This is a genomic window from Planococcus sp. TJ-302 (assembly GCF_058268455.1).
Map to the genome: position 1 here is coordinate 53,223 of NZ_JBZDOI010000005.1, position 20,863 is coordinate 74,085.

Sequence of the window (20,863 nt, forward strand, 5' to 3'; positions counted from 1 at the left end):
CCCTTCCGCTTTTATTTCCTGTCTGTAAAGCCACGCTCAGGGTTCCATTCACAGGTTCCCCCAACTTCGTACATGCAATTGCAGCAATCATCTCCGTCCGCTAACGTCTTTTTGCGTGAAAAGCCGTTTTCCATAATATTGGCTGCCAGAAAGTCGATGCGGCATACGGCCGGAAACATGCCGAGCGCATCAAAGTCCTTGCTGAGTTTCATCATTGCGCATTCCGTTATATCAATCTCGAAATGGTCGTCATCCTGATCGGTGAAAACGATTTTCCAGTCATATGGGTGCAGCTTCCCTACCTTGCCCCGCTGCTCATGCAATGCAGCATCATCGCGGAATCCCGCCATATATCCTTTCATCGGCATCTTAAGCAACCGCTTCGGAATCAGCTCCAACAGGTCCTCCGACATTACCCACAGTTCTTCACCCGCTTCTTCACTTGAAAAGCCCATTGTCATCAATGATTTGTACCAGGCAATATAGGCTGGGCACATATCGTAGCTCGTTCGGAACACACTGTTGCCAATGTCTGGCACTCTCGGCAGAATTTCTTGCATCCAGCCATCGGCGTTCGCTTTGAATTCCTCCCAAAATCCATTCCCGAAGTCATTCAGCATCCGCTCTTTCGCACGCCGCATGCCTAAGCGGTATAGAAGTTTCGCCCTGTCCATCTTCTGTTCCTCCGTTCCCTTCAGAAACCTGGCAATGTTTTTAAAGCCTCACGCTAAATATATTGAAAATTCTAACATTTGTCCATCTTTTTAATGCTCTCGTTTTCCCTGCCTATATATAGCCAATAAAAAAATGCCGGGCTCACCGCCCGGCATCATCGTTCTTTATTTAACTAATCGTTCATTCAGCCAATTCGAGCCAAGCCACTGCTTCGCAATGGGTCGTCTGCGGGAACATATCGACTGGCTGCACTTCTTTCGTACGGTAGCCGCCGTCTTCAAGGATCCGCAAATCGCGCGCCAGCGTCGCCGGATTGCAAGATACATAGACGACGCGTCCTGGCCGCTGCTGCAGAATAGTCCGCAGCAATTGCTCGTCGCACCCTTTGCGCGGCGGGTCGACCACCAGCACATCCGCCTTCTTGCCTTCTTTATACCAGCGCGGAATCACTTGCTCCGCAGGTCCTGCTTCGAAAAGCGTATTCGTCAAGCCGTTGAGTTCGGCGTTGCGTTTCGCATCTTCAATCGCTTGCGGCACGATTTCCACACCCATGACGAATTTCGCTTGCTGCGCCAAGAACAGCGAGATCGTGCCGATGCCGCAATAAGCATCAATGACCGTTTCGCTGCCTGTCAATCCTGCATATTCAAGCGCCTGCCCGTAAAGCGTTTCAGTTTGAATCGGATTGATCTGGTAAAAAGAACGCGCGGAAATCTCGAATCGCACATCACCGATGCGGTCTTCGATGACTTCCTTGCCCCATAGCGCCGTTGTGTCATTGCCGAAAATGACGTTGGTCTTTTCTGGATTGACGTTTTGGACGATAGATACGGTGTCCGGCACAAGAGAGCGGATCAAAGCGATCGCCTGCTCTGCCTGAGGGAATTTCTTTTTCTTCGTCACGAGCACCACCATGATTTCGCCGGTCGCACGTGCTTTGCGGACAACTACATGCCGCAGCTGGCCGCGATGCGTTTGTTCTTCATACGGCTCGATGCCCATTTCGATCAAGCTCTTTTTCAAGCCAACCATGATGGCATCCGCTTCCAAGGTCTGGATCAGGCAGACGTCCGTATCCGCGATGTTATGCGAGCGGCTTTCATAAAATCCCGCTACCGTGCGGCCATTTTCAACGCCGAACGGAATCTGCGATTTGTTACGGTAGCGCCACGGATCTTCCATGCCTTTCACGGCATGCACCGGTACGTTCGGCAATTTCCCGATGCGGGTGATTGCATCGCGCACCATTTTCTGTTTGAACTCTTTCTGGCCTTCGTAAGATAGGTGCTGAATCTGGCAGCCGCCGCACGTATCGAATACCGGGCATGGTGCGTCCACCCGATTTGGTGAGGCTGTCTCTATTTCAAGCAATTTTGCAAAGCCGTAGGATTTCAAGGTTTTCATAACGTGCACGCGTACATCCTCACCCGGCAGCGCGCCTTGGATGAACAGCGGGTAGCCGTCCACTTTCGCAACGCCTGCGCCGTCGTGTGTCAAATCTTCCACATGGACAAGCAGCCTGTCATTTTTCTGTACTGGTTTCAAAGGGTTCACTCCATTTCACATTCCGTCATTATAACATAGGGCTAAGGCAATATTCACTAATGAATCCATATTTCCTGGTACCGCAGCCAAAGAAAAAACGCGGCAGGCGAAACGCCCGCACGCGCTTGTTACTTTTTATCGTTGGTGACAATCCCGTCTTTCAGGGAAATCCAGAAAGCGCCGATAATGGCACCGACCAGAACGATGAATGGCGCGTAGAATATTAGAAAATCCTGCATCTCTGCTTCCTCCTTTATGCGTGGTAATCTGATTTCCCTTTGACGTAATCTTTATCGAACAAGAACAATCGGAACAGCAGATACAGCGACGGCAGCAATAAGCCAAGCCCTGCAATGAATGCGATGATCAATGAAATTGCCATGGCTTCATTGGTGAAACTGTCGTAGATCGTCAGATACGGATAAAGCAGATACGGGTAATGGGAAACGCCGTAAGCGAAAAAGGCAGTGAAGAACTGGCCGACCAGCAAGATGAAAGCCCAACCGTAGTTGCGGCGTTTCCAAAGCAGGTAGACCGTTCCGAGAAACAGCAGGAACGACAAACCAAAAATCCACCAAAGATCGAGCAGCCGTGTGTAATGTTCTGTATTGTGGCTGCGCAGTTCAAAAATGATCCCAGTTGCGGTGATGATCGTCGGCCCGGCCCAAAGCAATGCGTATTTGCGCATTAAATGCGTCGCTTTCGCGTCGCCTGCTTTGCTGGCGTACCAAGTCAGGAAAACCGCCGAGATGTAAAGCACTGCCGCCAAGCTCAGTACAACGATGCTCCATGTCAATGGGCTGGTGAAGAGCGCCAGATAATCGAGGTACGGAGAATCGCCGTCCATTTTTATAAAGCCGCCTTCTGACATTGCCAGCACCGGCGATAGCGATGCTGGGAGCAATAGCCCGGACAAGCCGTACATATAAATATAGCCGCGGTGGTTGATCTTTGCGCCATAGGTCGCGAAGGCGTAATAAGAGCCACGGATTGCCAACAGGATTAACGCAATGCTAGCCGGCACAAGCAAGGTGGTGCCGTAATAAAATGCCGTCTGCGGGAAGAAACCGATGACGCCGACGAAGAAGAAGACGAAAAAGACATTCGTCACTTCCCACACCGGCGACAAGTAACGTTGGATGATGCCGGTCAGGATATGCTGTTTATTGGTGAAGGCGCTGTAAGCATTGAAAAAGCCTGCGCCGAAATCGATAGATGCGACGATGACATAAAGGAACAAGAACAGCCATAACACCGATATTCCGATAATCTCTAACGTCATTCTTGTCCACCGCCTTTTTTCGCTTCCCGGTCAGCCAGTTCCTTTTCAACCGGATTGCGTTTATACATGCGGGTCAGGACGACAATTGTCCCAATCCCGAGAATGATATACAAGCCCGCGAACAGGATAATCATCAGATCAACCTGGCCGCTCGTGGTTGCGGCATCTGCAGTCTTCATATACCCACGGAGAATCCAAGGCTGTCTGCCCACTTCCGTGAACCACCAACCCGCTTCAATAGCCACCAACGCGAGCGGACCCGTTGCCAACAGCAGCCAGCGGAACCATTTCGCACGGACAATCGCCCAGCCGCGCCAAGCGCCGACAACGTAGACCATCGAGAAGAACGCCAGCCACATGCCGATGCCGACCATGGTATCGAATAGGTAATGGATCCACAGCGGTGGCCGTTCATCTTCCGGGAATTCGTTGAGTCCTATCACTTCCGCACCTGGCGTACCGTGTGCCAAAATACTTAAGGCATACGGAATCTTGATGGCGTATTTCGGCTCTTCGCCATCAAGCACACCGAACATGATTAACCCGGCGTCACCTTCTGTTTCAAAATGCCATTCAGCAGCAGCCAATTTTTCAGGCTGGTATTCCGCCAGGTATTTTCCGGAGAAATCGCCGATAATAGCTGTTGAAATCGAGAAAATCAACCCAATTTTCATCGTCAAGAACAATGCTTTTTTATGGTAGACATGATCTGATCCGCCAATCATCCGCATCGCCGCTATCGAAGCCAGTACGAAAGCCGAGGTCATGAATGCCGTGGACATGACGTGCGCGACTTTCGTCGGCACTGCCGGATTGAAGATGGCGAGCAGCGGCTGCACATTGACGAACTCGCCGTTAAGGATTTCAAACCCTTGTGGCTGGTTCATGAAGGCATTGACAATGGTAATGAATAATGACGATGCCGCCGCACCAAGTGCAACGGGAATGAGTATTAATAAATGCTTGCGCTGATCTTCAAAACGGTCCCACGTGTACAAGTAGATGCCGAGGAAAATCGCTTCAAAGAAAAATGCGAATACTTCCATGAACAACGGCAGTGCGATGACGTTTCCTGCGAGCTGCATGAACTCAGGCCATAGCAGCGATAACTGAAGGCCAATTGCCGTCCCGGTCACAACTCCGACCGCTACGGTAATAACAAAGCCGCGTGCCCACCGGCGCGCCAACAGAATATAATGTTCATCATTTTTCTTGATCCCTACCCATTGCGCAATCATGATCATCAATGGAATCCCGACACCGACTGTCGCATAGAGAATATGGAAAGAAAGCGTCATTAACGTTAAAATCCGGCTTAATAAGGCCGTGTCTTCAAAACCCATCTCGTATTACCCCTCTCAAAATCCGAAAGATTGCCGTGCTTTTGCTATAACCCCATTGTACCTTATCTCTCCCTGCCGCTCGATTTCTAAACACCCTTGCAGCAGGATATTTTCACCAGCTTTGAATAACTTGTGACAAACAAAAAAATGAAATGATTGAAAAATTTCTAAATATTTAGTATTCTAATAACACAACAAATTAAAGGATGATTCAACATGAGAACAAAACGGAAAGTATTTGCCTACATTACACGAGGACCGCAAGAGAACAAAGAATTATTGGTTTTCACCCATAAAGGAGAACCGGAAGCAGGTCTGCAAGTTCCCGGCGGAACCATTGAAGAAGGGGAAATGCTCATTGACGCCCTGTACCGCGAAGTCCAGGAAGAAACAGGACTGCCCCGCGTAGTGCTGGAATTCGAAGGGAAAATCCATAAATACACGTATTATCCTGAACATCAGGACAAAGCTTACGAGCGGAATATCTTCCATTTCGAATATACCGGCGAACCGACTGAATCCTGGGAACATACAATTGTCAGTGACGGCCAGGACAACGGCCGCACTTTCCAGTTCCATTGGGAGCCGATCGACAACCTGCCAAAACTTGCGGCCGAACAGGATGCCGCAATCGAACTATTGTAAACACATAGAAAAAGCTGCACCAAAAGGTCATTTATAATGACGTTTTGGTGCAGCTTTTTTCGTATTGGCTCAAGAACCGAATAGACGCAGTTGCGCTTAGTTCTTATTTCCGGTCTTTTTCATTGATGGAATCGATCGGCACCATCACCTCAATGTGGCGGCCCAAGTTTTCGAATGTCGCCGGCAGTAAGCCGCCGTATTCGCCATCAAGGTTCAACAAGACCCGTTCATCGGATGATACCGAGATTTTGCTGGCTTTCGCGTAAATGACATGCGGGTCTGACAAATGATCTCCGCGCAAAGCCAGTGAAGCCACGCGAATAAATTCAGCCATATTCAATTCTTTCAAAATCAATAAGGTGAATTTGCCATCGTTAATGCTGGCATCAGGTGCCAATTTCTCAAAGCCGCCAACTGAATTCGTCAAGCCGATCAAGAACATCATCGCATGATCATCAAACACATGGCCGTCGTATTCAATGCGGACTTTCGAAGAACGGATGGAAGGCAGCATTTCAATGCCTTTCAAATAATACGCCATTTGCCCAAGCACGGTTTTCAGCTTGCTCGGCACTTCGTACGTCAATTCAGTTAACCTGCCGCCTCCAGCAATGTTGATGAAATGGCGATCGTTCATAAGCCCGACATCCACCGGGATGGAGTTGCCTTCAATAATGATATCGACCGCTTTATTGATATCCCGCGGGATATGGACAGCACGCGCAAAATCGTTAGTCGTCCCCATCGGGATTAATCCGATTTTCGGCCGCTCTTCAAACCCTGATACGCCTGATACCACTTCGTTCAAGGTTCCGTCGCCACCCACCGCGACAATCAAATCAAAATTCCGTTTTACTGCATCAGCAGCAGCGACTGTAGCATCGCCTTCCGCGGTTGTTGCGTGGCAAGACGTTTCATATCCCGCCTTTTCCATTTTCTCAAGCACTTCCGGCAAATGTTTGCGAAAAAGTTCCCGCCCGGAAGTTGGATTGTAAATGATTCGTGCACGTTTCATACCAGATTCAGCCTTTCTTAACGTTCTTTATACTCTATAGGATTCATTGCGTCCAAAAAAGTTCCAGCCAAGAAAAAAACCGACATTGAGCCGGCCTTCCCTTACTTCAAACTTTCCATGAACGCTTTCCGTAAATCATCATACACCATTTGCCAAAAATCGCTATTCCACGTAAAGCCATCCGAAATTTCCCCATAAATCGTTTTCGTGTGGATTTCGTATTGGGGATCGGTTTTTTCCGGGAGCTTCGCTTTTTGCTCATCCACGAAATCCTGGACTAGCGGTGCTCTTGGGCCCCACGTCCCCAGCACCTCGCCATCCGGCGATAGAATCAGGTATATCGGAATCGAGCGGCCGCCATTCGTCAAATAGCGATCCATCAATTCCAGGTTCTCATCTCTTGCGATGCAGCGGACCTTAATGCCGGAAGCTTCTGCCATTTTCCGCAGAATCGCGTTGTTCATCATCGCGTCGCCGCACCAGTCTTCTGTAATCACCAAAATATGCGGCTGCTTTTCTTTCAGCAAAGCCGTCAATTCCGGGTCTTCAGGCAAATTGAATTTCTCATAAATCGAATAGGACTTTTCTTGGTTGGATTCCATTTGGGCCATATAGCTTTCAATCGGAATGCCATTCTCGAAATACTGCTGCTCCGTTGTCATAAGCAAATCACTTCTCCTTCATCGCTTGAATCGATTATCAGATTCCCCGCGCATCTGCAGGCAGAACCCTTCTGTCTGTTTTGCGTGAAGTCCTTGTAAGCTATTCTTTACCCTTTTTTGAAGGTCAGCAAAACTAAGCGGCATACCTGCTTTGCAGTCAGGATTTGCCATCCCTCTTAGTTTACTGCCAGAATGCCAAAGCATCAACCCATATTGTTCTAACTTTTTTTGGGAATAAGAAATGGCCCGGCAAGTAAATCATTTAGATTGTTAATAAGGTTCTGTATTCCAAATTTATTTAGCAATTAATTAACCGATATTCCGCAAAACAGCTGCGAAGGCATGGACCCAAGAATTGGGGCGATGCCTTTGCGACGAAGCGCATAGCGCTGCAGGAGCAACGGTTTTCGCAGCGAGGGAAGCGGCTGAAGCCAGGCCCGCGGAACGCGTCCGCCTGGGAGCGCAATGAAAAAATACCAAGAAGTATAAAAAAAAATGGCCCGCTTGGCGGGCCATTTAGTTTACCTTTTCGCAATTTCCTCGAGAAGGATTTTATTGAGCATTGGCGGATTCGCCTGCCCTTTTGTCGCTTTCATGATTTGGCCGACTAAAAAGCCGATTGCGCGGTCCTTGCCGTTTTTGAAATCTTCGATCGATTGGGGATTGTTGTCCAGCGAGTTTGTGACCAGTCCGCGCAATGTTGCGTCGTCGGAAATCTGGACAAGCCCTTTGGCTTTGACGATATCGTTAGCGTCTCCGCCTTTTTCAAAGAGTTCGGTCAAGACTTTTTTGGCAATTTTCGTTGAAATCGTACCGTCGGAAATCAGTTTGATCATGCCTGCCAAACCTTCCGGCGTCAATGCCGTATCCGCCAATTCTTTCTGTTGGGCGTTCAGGTAAGCTGAAATTTCGCCCATCAGCCAGTTGGCAGTTAATTTTGCATCAGCTCCGGCTGCAACCGTCGCTTCAAAGAAATCGGAAATCGGTTTTGCGAGCGTTAAGATCATCGCATCGTATTCCGACAAGCCCATTTCTGCTACATAACGCACTTTCCGAGCGTCAGGCAACTCCGGGATTTCTGCGCGGACGCGCTCTAGCCAAGCATCGTCAATGACAATGTCGACAAGATCCGGTTCCGGGAAGTAACGGTAATCGTCTGAGCCTTCTTTGATGCGCATAAGCAATGTTTTGCCTGTTGATTCGTCGTAGCGGCGCGTTTCCTGCTGGATAATGCCGCCTGACAGCAATACTTCCTCTTGGCGGATTTGCTCGTGCTCGATCCCTTTGCGCACAAAGTTGAACGAGTTCAAGTTTTTCAATTCTGTTTTTGTACCGAATTGTTCCTGGCCATATGGACGCAATGAAATATTGGCGTCGCAGCGAAGTGAGCCTTCTTCCATCCGCACATCAGAAACACCTGTGTATTGGATGATTGCTTTGATTTTTTCCAAATAAGCATAGGCTTCTTCCGGCGTCCGGATATCCGGTTCAGAAACGATTTCAATCAACGGCGTGCCTTGGCGGTTCAAGTCGACCAATGAATGGCCGTTCCCTGTATGCGTCAGCTTCCCAGCGTCTTCTTCCATATGAAGGCGCGTGATGCCAATGCGTTTTTTCTCGCCTTTTACTTCGATTTCGATCCAGCCGTGTTCACCGATCGGCTCATCGAATTGTGAAATCTGATAAGCTTTCGGGTTGTCCGGATAAAAATAGTTTTTTCGGTCGAATTTCGTGTGGCGGTTGATTTCGCAGTTTAATGCTAATGCAGCTTTCATTGCCCAATCTACTGCGCGCTTATTGACTACTGGCAAGACGCCCGGATAGCCCAAGTCGATGACATTGGTATTTGTATTCGGTTCTGCACCGAAATGGGCAGGTGCAGGCGAAAACATTTTGGATTCTGTTTTCAGCTCGACGTGTACTTCGAGGCCGATAATCGTTTCAAAATTCATTTGGCTGCTCCCTCCCATACTTGAGGAGTTTTTTTATGGAAATCGGTTGCCTGTTCGAAAACATCCGCAACGCGGTAAACTGTTTCTTCGTCGAAATATTTTCCAATGATTTGCAAGCCGAGCGGCAAGCCATTGTCGAAACCGCACGGAATCGAAATGGCCGGAACTCCCGCAAGGTTGACTGGAATCGTCAAGATATCATTGGCATACATTGTTAACGGATCATCAATTTTTTCGCCGATTTTAAAAGCAGGCGTCGGAGTTGTTGGCCCAATGATAACATCGTACTTTTCAAACGCTTTGTCGAAATCCTGTTTGATAAGTGTGCGCACTTTTTGCGCTTTTTTATAGTAAGCGTCGTAATAGCCTGAACTCAACGCATAAGTTCCGAGCATGATGCGGCGCTTCACTTCATCGCCGAATCCTTCAGAACGGGTATTCATATAGAAATCAAGCAAATTGCCCGCTTTCTCTGTGCGGTAGCCATAGCGAATACCGTCAAAACGCGACAAATTCGATGAAGCTTCCGAAGAAGCGATCAAGTAATACGTAGCAAGTGCATATTTAGAATGCGGCAGAGAAATTTCTTCCCATGTCGCGCCTTTTTCTTCAAGAACTTTCAATGCATCGCGTACCGCTTGTTTTACGGCTTCTCCGACACCTTCTGCAAAATATTCTTTTGGCACGCCGATGCGCAGCCCGTTAATGTCGCCCGTTAAAGCAGCAGCAAAGTCCGGCACTTCAACGTTTGCGGAAGTCGAGTCTTTTTCGTCATGCCCCGAGATAACATTCAATAATAATGCATTGTCTTTAACAGTGCGCGTAATCGGACCGATTTGATCCAATGACGAAGCATAAGCGATTAAACCGAATCGTGAAACCCTTCCGTATGTTGGCTTCATGCCTACTACGCCGCAGAAAGCAGCCGGCTGGCGAATCGACCCGCCAGTGTCAGACCCTAATGTAAAAGGCACTTCTCCTGCAGCAACTGCCGCAGCTGATCCACCTGAAGAACCGCCTGGAACAGTTTCCAAGTTCCATGGGTTTTTCGTGTTTTTGTAATACGAGTTTTCGTTGGAAGAACCCATTGCAAATTCATCCATGTTTAATTTGCCGACAATGACCATGCCAGCCGCGTTCAATTTTTCGACGACAGATGCATTGTAGATCGGGTTGAAGCCCTCTAAAATGCGGCTTGATGCTGTCGTTTCAATGCCTTCAGTAACAATATTGTCTTTTACGCCGATCGGCAAACCGAATAATGGTCCTCGCTCGCTCATTGGCACTCCATCCAATTGCGCGGCTCTTTTCAAAGCGCCTTCTTTATCAAGCGCTAAAAAAGCGTCGACATCTGAATCCAATTCAGCAATGCGCCCAAATGCATTTTCAGCCATTTCAGCAATCGTCGTTTCTTTTGTATGTATCATTTCCTGCAGCTCCGCTGCGGTTTTATTTGCTAAGCCCATGTTTTTTCCCTCCTCACAATCAATCTAGTATAGTTGGAACTTTAATTTGACCGGCTTCGTGTTCTTTTACGTTTTTCAAAACCAGTTCGCGGTCTAATCCAGCTTCTGCTTTATCTTCACGCAATACGTTAACCATCGACAATACATGCGTTGTCGGCTCCACGTTATCCGTGTCTAATTCGTTGAGCAATTCCATCGCATTCGTGATGGCTTCCAATTGGTCAGCAAAATGTACCGCTTCATCATCAGTGATGGCCAAGCGCGCCAAATGCGCTACTTCGATCACTTCTTCTTTTGTTATTTTCGCCATTTCTCTACACCTCCGGATTCAGTAAACATACGCTATATCATACCATTTTTCTAAGAAAAGCGAAAGCGACCATCTAGGTTCGACGGGCATAAGATAGATCACTCTTTGCTACACAGCTGGGTTGGCTTATGACTCCAGGGAATTGTGCGCTTGTGTCTGGACAAAACATTGAATAGGGACAGCCGCATGGCTGTCCCTATTCCGGTGCAAATTAATCATAAATGTGGACAATCGGTTCGGTTTGTCCTGCTTTTCTAAGGACAAGCGCTTCCGGCCCGTTTGTTGACGTGACACTGACTTCCACTTCAATGTTCTCTGGGAAATGCTCCAGTACCAGCCCCGTTAAATATTGCGTGAAGCCGATCAGCTCAGCAGAGCCATAGAATTGTACAGGTATATCCACTTTCAGCCTGCGTAATTGGTCTTCCTGATAAAAGCCCGTTCCAATGACACTTGTGAAATTCGAGAAGTATTCTTCTACATCCATCTTGAAGTTCCGGAACGAAGTATCGACATCACGGTATTTGTCTTCTGAACCGGATGTCGGGAAAATAACATATTCCTCTTTGACCGGCGTCCAGTTTGCAACGTCGTTTTCGCCTCCCGGCGCGACACCGTATGCAAAATAAGTTCCCGGTGCAATTGCGCCACGGCTGCTTTGCTTGAATAGGCCCACCGTGATTGGAATGTCTTTCATGCCTTCTTTTTCACGCAGGCGCTTGATGATTTCTGCTGCCATGCGCTTGCCTTCTTTGTTCAGTTGGGCTTGCGAAATCGATTCTTCATAGGAAACTTCATCGACGGAATTATAATAGATCGAATTCAAAGCCAACCCGATTGAAACGCCGCCTAGCCGGATGGTTTCTTTATCGGTCTTTACCAAATAATTCTGTTCGACGATATGCGCCAGAATTTCAGCGGCTGGACGGTCGCCTGCTTTTTTCTGTTTAGCATCGCGCGAGTCGGCTGCATTCAGTCCAAGAGCGTTTTCCTTGCTCTTGCGGCTTAGCCAGGCACTGGCGTCTTCACGGGTGATTTTTTGGCCTTCCTGGAAATAATAATCGTCAGGCGAAAACTGGCGCTGTGACAAACGCAGCAAACCGTCTTCCGCTTCTTCAATATCATAGCGGGAATTCAGCCGGTTGATGATTGTTCCGCGCGTGGCACTTTGTTTATATGGCAGCAATGTCCGGTAATACCGGTCATCGAGCTGAATGCTCGGAATGATTGCTGTCTCTGCTTCTTCTTCTGTACTCAGCACTTCCGCTTCTTCTGATGCGGAAGGCACACAGCCTGCCAGCAATAGCATGCTGACCGGTATCCACCAAATGCGTTTCATTTTATAAATCTCCTCATTTACTCAATTCTTCCAAGAGGCGTACTTCGTCCCAGACATCCACTTTCAGCTCAAGCGCTTTTTCCAGCTTCGAACCGGCTTCTTCGCCTGCAATGACCAAATCGGTCTTTTTACTGACGCTGCCAGACACTTTGCCGCCAAGCGCTTCGATACGTTCTTGTGCTTCGCCGCGCGTCAATTGCTCGAGTTTGCCAGTCAGAACGATCTTCTTGCCGGCGAAAGCATTCGCTCCCGCTTCAACAATTACGCGAGTCCCGGTATACGTTAAATTGACGTTCGCTTCCGCTAAACGTTCCATTAATTGCTGAACTTCTTCTGCATCAAAATAAGCGACAATAGAATCGGCCATTTTCTCACCGATTTCATGGATTTCAACCAATTCTTCTTTTGTGGCTTCCATCAATTTTTGCATCGAACCAAAATGCTCGGACAAAATGCGTGCGCCCCGTTCCCCAACGTGTCGGATGCCAAGGCCGAACAGCAATCGTTCCATGGAATTTCTGCGGGAAGCATCAATGGCGGCGATCAGGTTCGCCGCTGACTTCTCGCCCATACGGTCCAGGTCTATAACTTGTTCTTTCGTCAATTTATAGAGGTCGGAAAAATCAGCGATCAAGCCTTCCCGATATAATTGTTCAATTACTTTTTCGCCCAGTCCTTCTATGTTCATGGCATTGCGCGACACGAAATGGATCAGCCCTTCCGTTATTTGCGCAGGGCATTGCGGGTTGACGCACCGCAGCGCCACTTCGCCTTCAATGCGCACCAGATCGCTGTCGCATGCCGGGCAATTGGTGGGCATTTCAAACGGCTCTTCCGTTCCTGTCCGTTGGTCCACAATTGCGGACACCACTTCCGGGATGATGTCGCCCGCTTTGCGGATGATCACTTTATCGCCGATGCGGATGTCTTTTTCTTTGATCAAATCTTCGTTATGCAGCGAAGCCCGCTGTACTGTGGTTCCTGCCACTGATACCGGATCGAGGATAGCAGTTGGAGTGACGACGCCCGTACGGCCGACACTAAGCTCAATATCCCTGACAGTAGTCATCACTTCTTCGGCCGGGAATTTGTAAGCAGTCGCCCATTTCGGGCTCTTCGCAGTAAAGCCTAAATCCTGTTGATGCAAGTAACGGTTCACTTTAATGACGATGCCGTCTATTTCATATGGCAACTCCGAGCGCTGCTCCTGCCAGTGTTCGATGAACGCCAGCACTTCTTCGACACTTTTGCAGACCCGGCGCTCATTATTCGTCTTAAAGCCGACCTTTTCAACGTATTTCAGCGATTCTTCATGTTCACTTAAACCGTACGATTCGCCTTCGCTGCCGATGCCATAAATGAATACGTCTAAATTGCGGCTTGCCGCAATCTTCGGATCCAGCTGGCGCAGCGATCCGGCTGCCGCGTTGCGCGGATTAGCGAACAATTCTTCACCGCGCTCGCCGCGTTCAGCATTCAAGCCATGAAACGATTTCTTCGGCATGAAGACTTCCCCGCGAACTTCAATCTCTACGGAATCATTCAGTTTCAATGGAATAGTCCTGACGGTCCGAAGGTTAACCGTGATGTCTTCGCCTATGCGTCCATCTCCCCGGGTCGCCCCGCGGACAAATTGGCCGTTTTCGTAATGAAGCGCCACTGCAAGGCCATCGATTTTCAGCTCGCAGACATATTCAATGTTGTCTCCGGCGCCGCTGCGCACGCGTTTATCAAATTCACGGATATCTTCTTCATTGAATACGTTCGATAAGCTGAGCATCGGACTTGAATGGTTCACTTTTTCGAAATTCGAAATCGGAGTGCCCCCGACGCGCTGTGTAGGAGAATCCGGGAAAATCAAATCGGGATACAAGTTTTCAAGTTCGATCAATTCGTTCAGCAATTGGTCATATACTGCATCAGGCACTTCCGGCTTGTCCAGCACATAATAGGCATGGCCGTAAGCCCTTAGCGTTTCGTTCAACTCAATCACTCGTTGTTCTGCTTGTATTCGGTCCATTGGACATCCTCCTGCTTATTCTTTTTCAATCGGTGCAAACTTCGCCAATAGCCGCTTGATGCCGACCGGGCTTGGGAAGGCGATATCGAGCTCGACCTGTTCGCCTTCACCTTTGACGTTGACAACAGTGCCAGTGCCCCATTTTTTATGCGTCGCACGGTCGCCCGCTTTCCAGCCGAGCTTGTCTCCGCCAGATTGTTTATAGGCAGGGCGTGTGACCGCTGCGCGCTTCGGCGACTGCCTGTAACTCGTAGCCGCGCCGGCACGGTGGTTCGCGAATGTCGGCTCAATCAATTCTTCTGAAATTTCGCTGATGAAACGCGAAGGCATATTGTAATTGCTTTTACCGAACAGCGTACGCGAAGTTGCGTGCGTCAAATACAGCCGTTTCTCTGCGCGGGTGATGCCCACATAAGCCAGGCGGCGCTCTTCTTCCAGCTCATCGTCGTCATTATTCGAACGCGAGTGCGGAAAAACGTTTTCTTCAAGCCCGATGATGAAGACGACTGGGAACTCCAGCCCTTTTGCAGCATGCATCGTCATCAAGATGATTGGTCCGTCTGCATCTTCATCGTCATCGAGTGAGTCGATATCGGAGATCAATGCGAGATCCGTCAAGAACGCAACCAGCGATTTGTCATCGCTTTGTTTTTCGAATGCCTGTGTAACGGACAGGAATTCGTTCAAGTTTTCCAACCGGCTTTCGCCTTCGATTGTTTTATCGTTTTGCAGCATTTGGCGGTAGCCTGATTTTTTCAGCACTTCCTCGACCAGCTCTGTGACCGACAAGTATTCCTGCATTTGTGTGAAGCCGTTGACCATTGTGTGGAATTCAAGTGCGGTCTGCGCAGTCTTCGGCGTCAGCCCCATGAAATCAACTTCCTGCAGCGAATCCATGATGGTGCGGTCTTGGTCAATCGCGAAACGGGCCATCTTCTCGAACGATGTCGCACCGATTCCCCGTTTTGGTTCATTGATGATGCGCGCTAGCGACAAGTCGTCGTCATTGTTTGCAATCAGCCGCAGATACGCCAGCAGATCCTTGATTTCTTTGCGGTCATAGAACTTCGTTCCGCCGACGATTGTATAGGACATATTCGACTTGACGAACATTTCTTCCAGTATCCGTGACTGTGCGTTTGTGCGGTAAAGGATTGCGAAATCGGACGTTTTATAGCCTTCTTCGTGCATGAGCTTTTGGATTTCCTGCACAACGTATTGCGCTTCCTGCCGCTCGTCCCCTGCTTTATGCAAGGTAATCGCCGGGCCATCTGCATTGTCTGTGCGCAGCTCTTTCGGGTAGCGGCTTGTATTTTTCTTGATGACATCATTCGCTGCCTGCAAGATCCGCTTTGTCGAACGGTAATTTTGTTCAAGCATGATGACTTTCGCGTTCGGATAATCTTTTTCAAAAGACAGGATATTCGTGATATCCGCCCCGCGCCAACGGTAAATAGACTGGTCAGAGTCGCCAACAACGCAAATATTCTTGAACTTGCTCGCCAGTTTCTGCACCAATTGGTATTGGGCATTGTTCGTATCCTGGTATTCATCGACGTGGATATAATGGAATTTATTCTGGTAATATTCCAGCACTTCCGGCACCTTGTTGAATAAAGTCAAAGTCGTCATGATCAAATCATCGAAATCGAGCGACTGGTTTTTCTGCAGCCGCTTCGCGTATGCCGCATAAACTTCCGACACGGTTTTTTCGTACGGATTATGGGCATTCATATTAGCCGCAAACTCTTCAGCTGTAATGCATTCATTTTTCGCAGAGGAAATCGCGTTCAGCATCGTCCGGGGCTCGAATTTCTTCGGATCGAGGTTCAGCTGTTTTAAAACATTTTTAATAACTGTCAATTGGTCGGTCGTATCCAAAATTGAAAAGTTTTTCGAAAAGCCGATGCGGTCGATATCGCGGCGCAAAATACGTACACACATCGAGTGAAACGTAGACGCCCACATGCGTTGGCCCGTACCATGGCCAAGCAATCCGTCAATCCGGTTGCGCATTTCACGCGCCGCTTTATTGGTAAAAGTGATCGCGAGGATATTGGACGGGTAAACTTGCTTTTCCAATACCAAATAAGCGATACGGTGTGTTAGCACACGCGTCTTGCCTGACCCTGCACCCGCCATTATCAATAATGGCCCTTCGGTTGCTTGTACGGCTTCTGCCTGTTCGGGATTCATCCCGTTCAATAAACTATTTGTAATCATTTCCACTGTGCACCACCTCGAACGTCTGTTCTTTTTATTATAGCGACTGCTTGTCCATTTCCGCAACCGCCTGAACGGTCGCAATCGCGTTTTCTATATTTTCATAAATGATATTTCCGACAACAATCGTATGCGCCGCACCGGCCATCTCAATCGCTTTTTCAGCGCCATCGATGCCGCCGCCGTAAAATAGCCGCGTTTTGGACAGGACTTCTTTCACTTCAGCCACCAATTTCGGATCGCCGTAAACTCCGCTGTATTCCAGATAAAAAATCGGCAGCCGGAAAAAATGTTCCGCCATCCTCGCGTAGGCAATAACATCTTCCGTCGTGAGCTCCGTGTCGGCCTGCGTCAGATTTGCAGCCTTGCAAGCGGGGTTCAAAATGCAATAGCCTTCGGGAATCAATTCATCCCAATCCATGATTTCCCCATATTCCCGTATTGCTTCATGATGCAGCCCTTTGACCCAACGCGGATCTTCGCTGTTCAGTACGGTCGGGATGAAATAATAATCGAATCCGGGCGCCACCGAATCGATCGTCGAAACTTCGAGCACAGCCGGTACATTATACCGGTGGACGCGCACCATTAAATCCAAGACATTGTCGAGTGTGACATTATCGCTTCCGCCAATCAAGATGGCATCAGTCCCAGATTCGCAAATTCGTTCCAACTGTCCATCCGAAATCGGCTTAGCCGGATCCAGTTTGAAGACATGCCGCCATGTATGGAAGTCCACATTCATCCACCTAACTATAAATCGTATTTCATCTCTCCATTATAACAAAAAAAAGGGGGCTATCCCATAAGTCTGATATTCGACTTATGGGATAGCCCCCTTTTCAAACGCTGCGCCTAGCAAGACGGCTGCACGATGCGGTCAGTCTGTTGGCAGCTGGAATGGTTTTTCTTCCGGATAAAGCCGGCCAAGCATCTCGTCGTACCCGTCGTTGCCGTAATTCAGGCAGCGGCGCACACGTGAAATCGTCGCCGTACTTGCACCGGTTTCGTTTTTTATTTTTTCGTAAGTTTTTTTCAAGCGCAGCATACGGGCGACTTCCAAACGCTGGGACAGCGATTGGATTTCACTGATGGTGCATAAATCATCGAAAAAACGATACGCTTCTTCTTTATCTTTTAACGCAAGGACTGCTTCTATTAATTGGTCTGTCTGATTTCCACGGATCTTATCAACCTGCATGCGGCATAACCATCCTTTCATTTCTGCCCTTTTTGTCAAGGGGTGTAGCGGACTGATTGTTCCATTCCGGGATCGGTGGGCACGATATGGATCCACGTCTTCCCCGGAACGAGTTCGACCGTCTCGTTGTTTGCGGCCGGAATGAGCATGCCGCCTTGTGAAATCCACTCTATTTCACGGACACCGCCGCTTTGGAAAAGCAACGCTTTCCCTCCGCTTTCAAGGTCGATCGACTGCCGCCCTTTAGCGTCAATCGTCTCGTGGTCCGCCTCGAACACCAGGACATTTGCAACTTCTGTCTGCTGCAGCGTCTCTTTATCGACCGTCGGAATCCCTCCCGAAGACCGCTTATAGCGCTGAACTGTTTCATCGTACGTAAAGGCGCTTGTAAAATTAGGGTCTTGCCCATACCTTACTTCAAGCGTTGATGCCTGTTCCGATATTTTACCATTTCCGGAGCCCTTAAAGAAAGCATAAGGCGCTTTAGTGCTGTAATCGGGTGAAGCGTCCGTCATTTCCATTCCGATTTTGATATTCTCATATGTGATATAGGAATTATGCGGCGCAATCCGGTCGGTCGAGCGCTGGAATAGCGACCCGTCGTAATCGATGCCGTTGATATGATCAACCATCCCCGACTCCAGCATTGTGTATGCTTCCGGACTATAGCCATGGGCAACGAAAAAAGCGTCATATGCAGCCGCCAGTCCAACAAAATATTCGCGGGCGCTGCGAATCGGCCCCATTTCTTCAGGGAATGTACTTTGGTATAAAGCCGATAAACGCGTGATGTTGTATTCCGCGATAAATTCAAAGACGATATCCGCTTCATTCAAGCCTGTATGCGGTCGCGCATCCGGATGGTTATTGATGACTGTCATCACCGGACGGCTCGTGAACGGACCGCCTTCCACTCTTCCCGTGAACGGCGCAAAGGCCTGCGCGCCCGGCTCTTCGCCAGGTTCCGCAGGCTCCTCCTGTCCATTTTCAGGTTCTTGTTCTTGATCTTGATCTTTTTGCATCATCCAGTAAACGCTGCCTGCCCCGATTGCCAGCAACAAAACAATGATTGCGATTGTCCACTTTTTCATGGCTACTGCCTCATGAATGCGGGAAACAGGATTTTTTTATTCATGACGTCATAAATACCTCTTTGCGTTATCCGCACATACGGCAAATGTGTAGCCTGCAAGAACAGCAGCGTGTAGATTGCGTCGCCGTGTTTATAGCCACGCTCTCTTAACGCCTGTTTCAATTCCTGTTCTTTCGGTATCAATTGTTCCATCGGCAAGTCGGACAGCGTCCCGCCGATTGGCAGTGGCAGCGAGCAGACCATTTCACCATCTTCCATGAGAACGATTCCACCCTTCATGCGCTTCACTTCTTCGAAAGCGGCCTTCATATCTTCCCGGTTTTTGCCGATCAAGATAATGTCACCTGTATTCGAGTAAGAAGATGCGAATCCGCTGACGCCAGAGGCAAAGCCTTTGATTAGCGTATTGACCCGCCATTTCCCGTGCTTGTCCAAAAGCATGAGAAAACTTTCCTCATGCTTTTTTGACAACTGGCCATCGTGTGTATCGACGCTCACCGAATAAGGCTTCGTGATGACATCGTTGACCATTTCAATACCGAATGGCATCGAAAACTGGAAATCGTCTTCTGTCAGGTCGAAATTCAAGTTTAAATCAGGCAGCACTGACCAATCCACTGCGGGAAGCGAATACACTTTCACGCCCTCCCTCTTCAGCCAAACGCCTTTTGAAATGACGCCCGATGGCACAGGATTGCTAGGAGTATCCAGGATATTGATGTTGGCATATCTGCCGGTCGCTATCAAGCCGTGCAGGCTCGTGACATTGTAATACCGCGCTACATTATAAGAAGCCATCATATATGCGTCGATTTCCGGTACTCCTGCCTCTAAAGCAATTTTAATGCACAGGTCCATTACGCCGTCCAAATGGAAAGCCGGCGTCGAGCCATCAGTCGTCATCATCAATTTGTCAAAAACGTTCAAGTCGCGTTCCACGATTTCCTTCAGCAATAGAGGCAGATCTGGACGAATTGAAGAATGGCGCAAGGTTACGCCGTAGCCATGCAATAAACGAGCTTCGACTTCATCAGCTGTCATCGATTCGTGGTCTCCGTCAGCTCCTAGCAATTTCATCTTCGCAAGCGTCTTCTCCGAAGCTCCTGGAAAATGCCCTTCTATCTTCTTCAGCCCTATTTTCGCTTTCTGAATCCAATACAGCATCTGATCGTCGCCAGCCATCAATTTTGGCCAGCCCGTCAATTCGCCGCCCAACAAAACATCCGGACGGTCGAGCCATTCCCCCACGGATTTGGAAGTGAACAATTTATCTTCATCGAGCAATTCCGTCTGTGAATCAAAACGCGTCCACCAATAGAATGTAAACGGCAGTTCCGCAATTTTATCCAGTAATGAAAACGCTTTCTCATTTTCCAATGACAAAAACAATGTCAGGTTGTCAGATAAGAACGACGTCGTCCCGCCTTGCGCCGCGTAATCGGCAAATGTCTGAGGGTTGTATAGCTGGAATGGGTGGACATGGGGTTCAATATAACCCGGCACGAGCCATTTCCCTGCCATGTCTTGGACTTCTGTGGAATTGCCGATCAAGGGCATGTCTTTGCCTGCATAAACGATGCGATCGCCTTTTATCCATATATTACCAGTAACCCATTTCTTGAAAATACCATGCAAATATGTAGCGTTTTTCAGCACAAGATCCGGCGAGGCCTCTTTTGTAATTATTTTAAGTTGTTCCCTGATTTCTCTATTTCTCCATAACGGATTCACCATTGCCGGCACCTTCTTTCAATCTATTTCCATACATAATATCGTAGCATAACAATGCATTAAAATACAGGCAAGACTGTATAATATTAGAACATTCAGATTAGATTTTGACACAAAAAATCCATTATATTCTATTTTAGAATGGAATATTTCTTTATACCGCTTCGGACGCCTTGGGTATGGCTCTGCCAAGAAATTTCTTGATAAGGAGCAAAACAGCGGAGACGCCTGCGGGGCAGCGTAGCTGTTTTGCTCCTTATCAGCAGTGAAATATTAATAGTTCAACTTATATAACTAATGCTTAAGAAGCGGACAAAAATAAAACCTGCGCAGAATGGATTCTGCGCAGGTTGGTATTAAA

Annotated in this window: 18 protein-coding genes; 1 reads left to right on the plus strand and 17 read right to left on the minus strand. The window is 48.4% G+C overall.

The genetic code is table 11. The features are described 5' to 3' along the window. Positions 1-11: 11 nt before the first annotated feature. The 5 genes from AC4EHB_RS16130 to AC4EHB_RS16150 all read right to left on the minus strand — a co-directional run bounded on the left by AC4EHB_RS16130 (position 12) and on the right by AC4EHB_RS16150 (position 4,845). Complete coding sequence (locus AC4EHB_RS16130; RefSeq protein ID WP_490982054.1) at positions 12-674, minus strand: L-2-amino-thiazoline-4-carboxylic acid hydrolase; 663 nt, start codon at positions 672-674, stop codon at positions 12-14. Positions 675-855: 181 nt separating this feature from the next. Continuing rightward, positions 856-2,220: a 23S rRNA (uracil(1939)-C(5))-methyltransferase RlmD gene (gene rlmD, locus AC4EHB_RS16135; RefSeq protein ID WP_490982055.1), complete on the minus strand. Its 1,365-nt coding sequence runs from the start codon at positions 2,218-2,220 to the stop codon at positions 856-858. Positions 2,221-2,348: 128 nt separating this feature from the next. Then, positions 2,349-2,459 carry a cytochrome bd oxidase small subunit CydS family protein gene (cydS, locus tag AC4EHB_RS16140; RefSeq protein ID WP_490976595.1) on the minus strand — a complete coding sequence of 37 codons (111 nt, stop codon included), beginning with the start codon at positions 2,457-2,459 and terminating at the stop codon, positions 2,349-2,351. A 14-nt stretch (positions 2,460-2,473) separates the two neighbouring features. Then, positions 2,474-3,502, minus strand: a complete 1,029-nt coding sequence (locus tag AC4EHB_RS16145; RefSeq protein WP_490976594.1) for a cytochrome d ubiquinol oxidase subunit II — start codon at positions 3,500-3,502, stop codon at positions 2,474-2,476. Next, positions 3,499-4,845 (minus strand): cytochrome ubiquinol oxidase subunit I, encoded by a 1,347-nt coding sequence (locus tag AC4EHB_RS16150; protein ID WP_490976593.1) that lies wholly within the window; start codon positions 4,843-4,845, stop codon positions 3,499-3,501. Before AC4EHB_RS16150 ends, AC4EHB_RS16145 begins: the two co-directional genes overlap by 4 nt. Before the next feature lie 216 nt (positions 4,846-5,061). Here AC4EHB_RS16150 and AC4EHB_RS16155 point away from each other — a divergent pair, with 216 nt between their 5' ends. Next, the gene (locus tag AC4EHB_RS16155; protein ID WP_490976592.1) at positions 5,062-5,490 is read left to right on the plus strand and encodes an NUDIX hydrolase; all 429 of its coding nucleotides are present in this window, start codon (positions 5,062-5,064) and stop codon (positions 5,488-5,490) included. Positions 5,491-5,593: 103 nt separating this feature from the next. Here the strand turns inward: AC4EHB_RS16155 and AC4EHB_RS16160 are convergent, their stop codons facing one another. The 12 genes from AC4EHB_RS16160 to AC4EHB_RS16215 all read right to left on the minus strand — a co-directional run bounded on the left by AC4EHB_RS16160 (position 5,594) and on the right by AC4EHB_RS16215 (position 20,505). Then, entirely contained in the window at positions 5,594-6,505 is a 912-nt protein-coding gene (locus AC4EHB_RS16160; protein WP_490976591.1) for a diacylglycerol kinase, read from the minus strand. A 101-nt stretch (positions 6,506-6,606) separates the two neighbouring features. Next, on the minus strand, positions 6,607-7,167 hold the full coding sequence (locus AC4EHB_RS16165) for a thioredoxin family protein (protein WP_490982064.1): 561 nt from the start codon (positions 7,165-7,167) through the stop codon (positions 6,607-6,609). Between the two features lie 521 nt (positions 7,168-7,688). Beyond that, positions 7,689-9,119 carry an Asp-tRNA(Asn)/Glu-tRNA(Gln) amidotransferase subunit GatB gene (gene gatB / locus AC4EHB_RS16170; protein WP_490976590.1) on the minus strand — a complete coding sequence of 477 codons (1,431 nt, stop codon included), beginning with the start codon at positions 9,117-9,119 and terminating at the stop codon, positions 7,689-7,691. Next, on the minus strand, positions 9,116-10,585 hold the full coding sequence (gatA, locus tag AC4EHB_RS16175; protein WP_490976589.1) for an Asp-tRNA(Asn)/Glu-tRNA(Gln) amidotransferase subunit GatA: 1,470 nt from the start codon (positions 10,583-10,585) through the stop codon (positions 9,116-9,118). The genes gatB and gatA overlap by 4 nt, the downstream gene beginning before the upstream one ends. Positions 10,586-10,604: 19 nt before the next feature. Further along, on the minus strand, positions 10,605-10,895 hold the full coding sequence (gene gatC, locus AC4EHB_RS16180) for an Asp-tRNA(Asn)/Glu-tRNA(Gln) amidotransferase subunit GatC (protein ID WP_490976588.1): 291 nt from the start codon (positions 10,893-10,895) through the stop codon (positions 10,605-10,607). A 211-nt stretch (positions 10,896-11,106) separates the two neighbouring features. Further along, complete coding sequence (locus AC4EHB_RS16185) at positions 11,107-12,234, minus strand: CamS family sex pheromone protein (protein WP_490976587.1); 1,128 nt, start codon at positions 12,232-12,234, stop codon at positions 11,107-11,109. 13 nt (positions 12,235-12,247) lie between these two features. Next, the gene (gene ligA, locus AC4EHB_RS16190; protein WP_490976586.1) at positions 12,248-14,254 is read right to left on the minus strand and encodes an NAD-dependent DNA ligase LigA; all 2,007 of its coding nucleotides are present in this window, start codon (positions 14,252-14,254) and stop codon (positions 12,248-12,250) included. Positions 14,255-14,269: 15 nt separating this feature from the next. Continuing rightward, positions 14,270-16,477 carry a DNA helicase PcrA gene (gene pcrA / locus AC4EHB_RS16195; RefSeq protein ID WP_490982065.1) on the minus strand — a complete coding sequence of 736 codons (2,208 nt, stop codon included), beginning with the start codon at positions 16,475-16,477 and terminating at the stop codon, positions 14,270-14,272. A 37-nt stretch (positions 16,478-16,514) separates the two neighbouring features. Continuing rightward, positions 16,515-17,216: a heptaprenylglyceryl phosphate synthase gene (gene pcrB, locus AC4EHB_RS16200; RefSeq protein ID WP_490976585.1), complete on the minus strand. Its 702-nt coding sequence runs from the start codon at positions 17,214-17,216 to the stop codon at positions 16,515-16,517. Positions 17,217-17,357: 141 nt separating this feature from the next. Next, positions 17,358-17,678 (minus strand): YerC/YecD family TrpR-related protein, encoded by a 321-nt coding sequence (locus tag AC4EHB_RS16205; protein ID WP_135505830.1) that lies wholly within the window; start codon positions 17,676-17,678, stop codon positions 17,358-17,360. Positions 17,679-17,713: 35 nt separating this feature from the next. Continuing rightward, a complete protein-coding gene (locus AC4EHB_RS16210; protein WP_490982056.1) occupies positions 17,714-18,769 on the minus strand; it encodes a DUF3048 domain-containing protein in 1,056 nt (351 codons plus the stop codon). A gap of 2 nt (positions 18,770-18,771) precedes the next feature. Next, positions 18,772-20,505 carry an adenine deaminase C-terminal domain-containing protein gene (locus AC4EHB_RS16215; protein ID WP_490976583.1) on the minus strand — a complete coding sequence of 578 codons (1,734 nt, stop codon included), beginning with the start codon at positions 20,503-20,505 and terminating at the stop codon, positions 18,772-18,774. Positions 20,506-20,863: the final 358 nt, after the last annotated feature.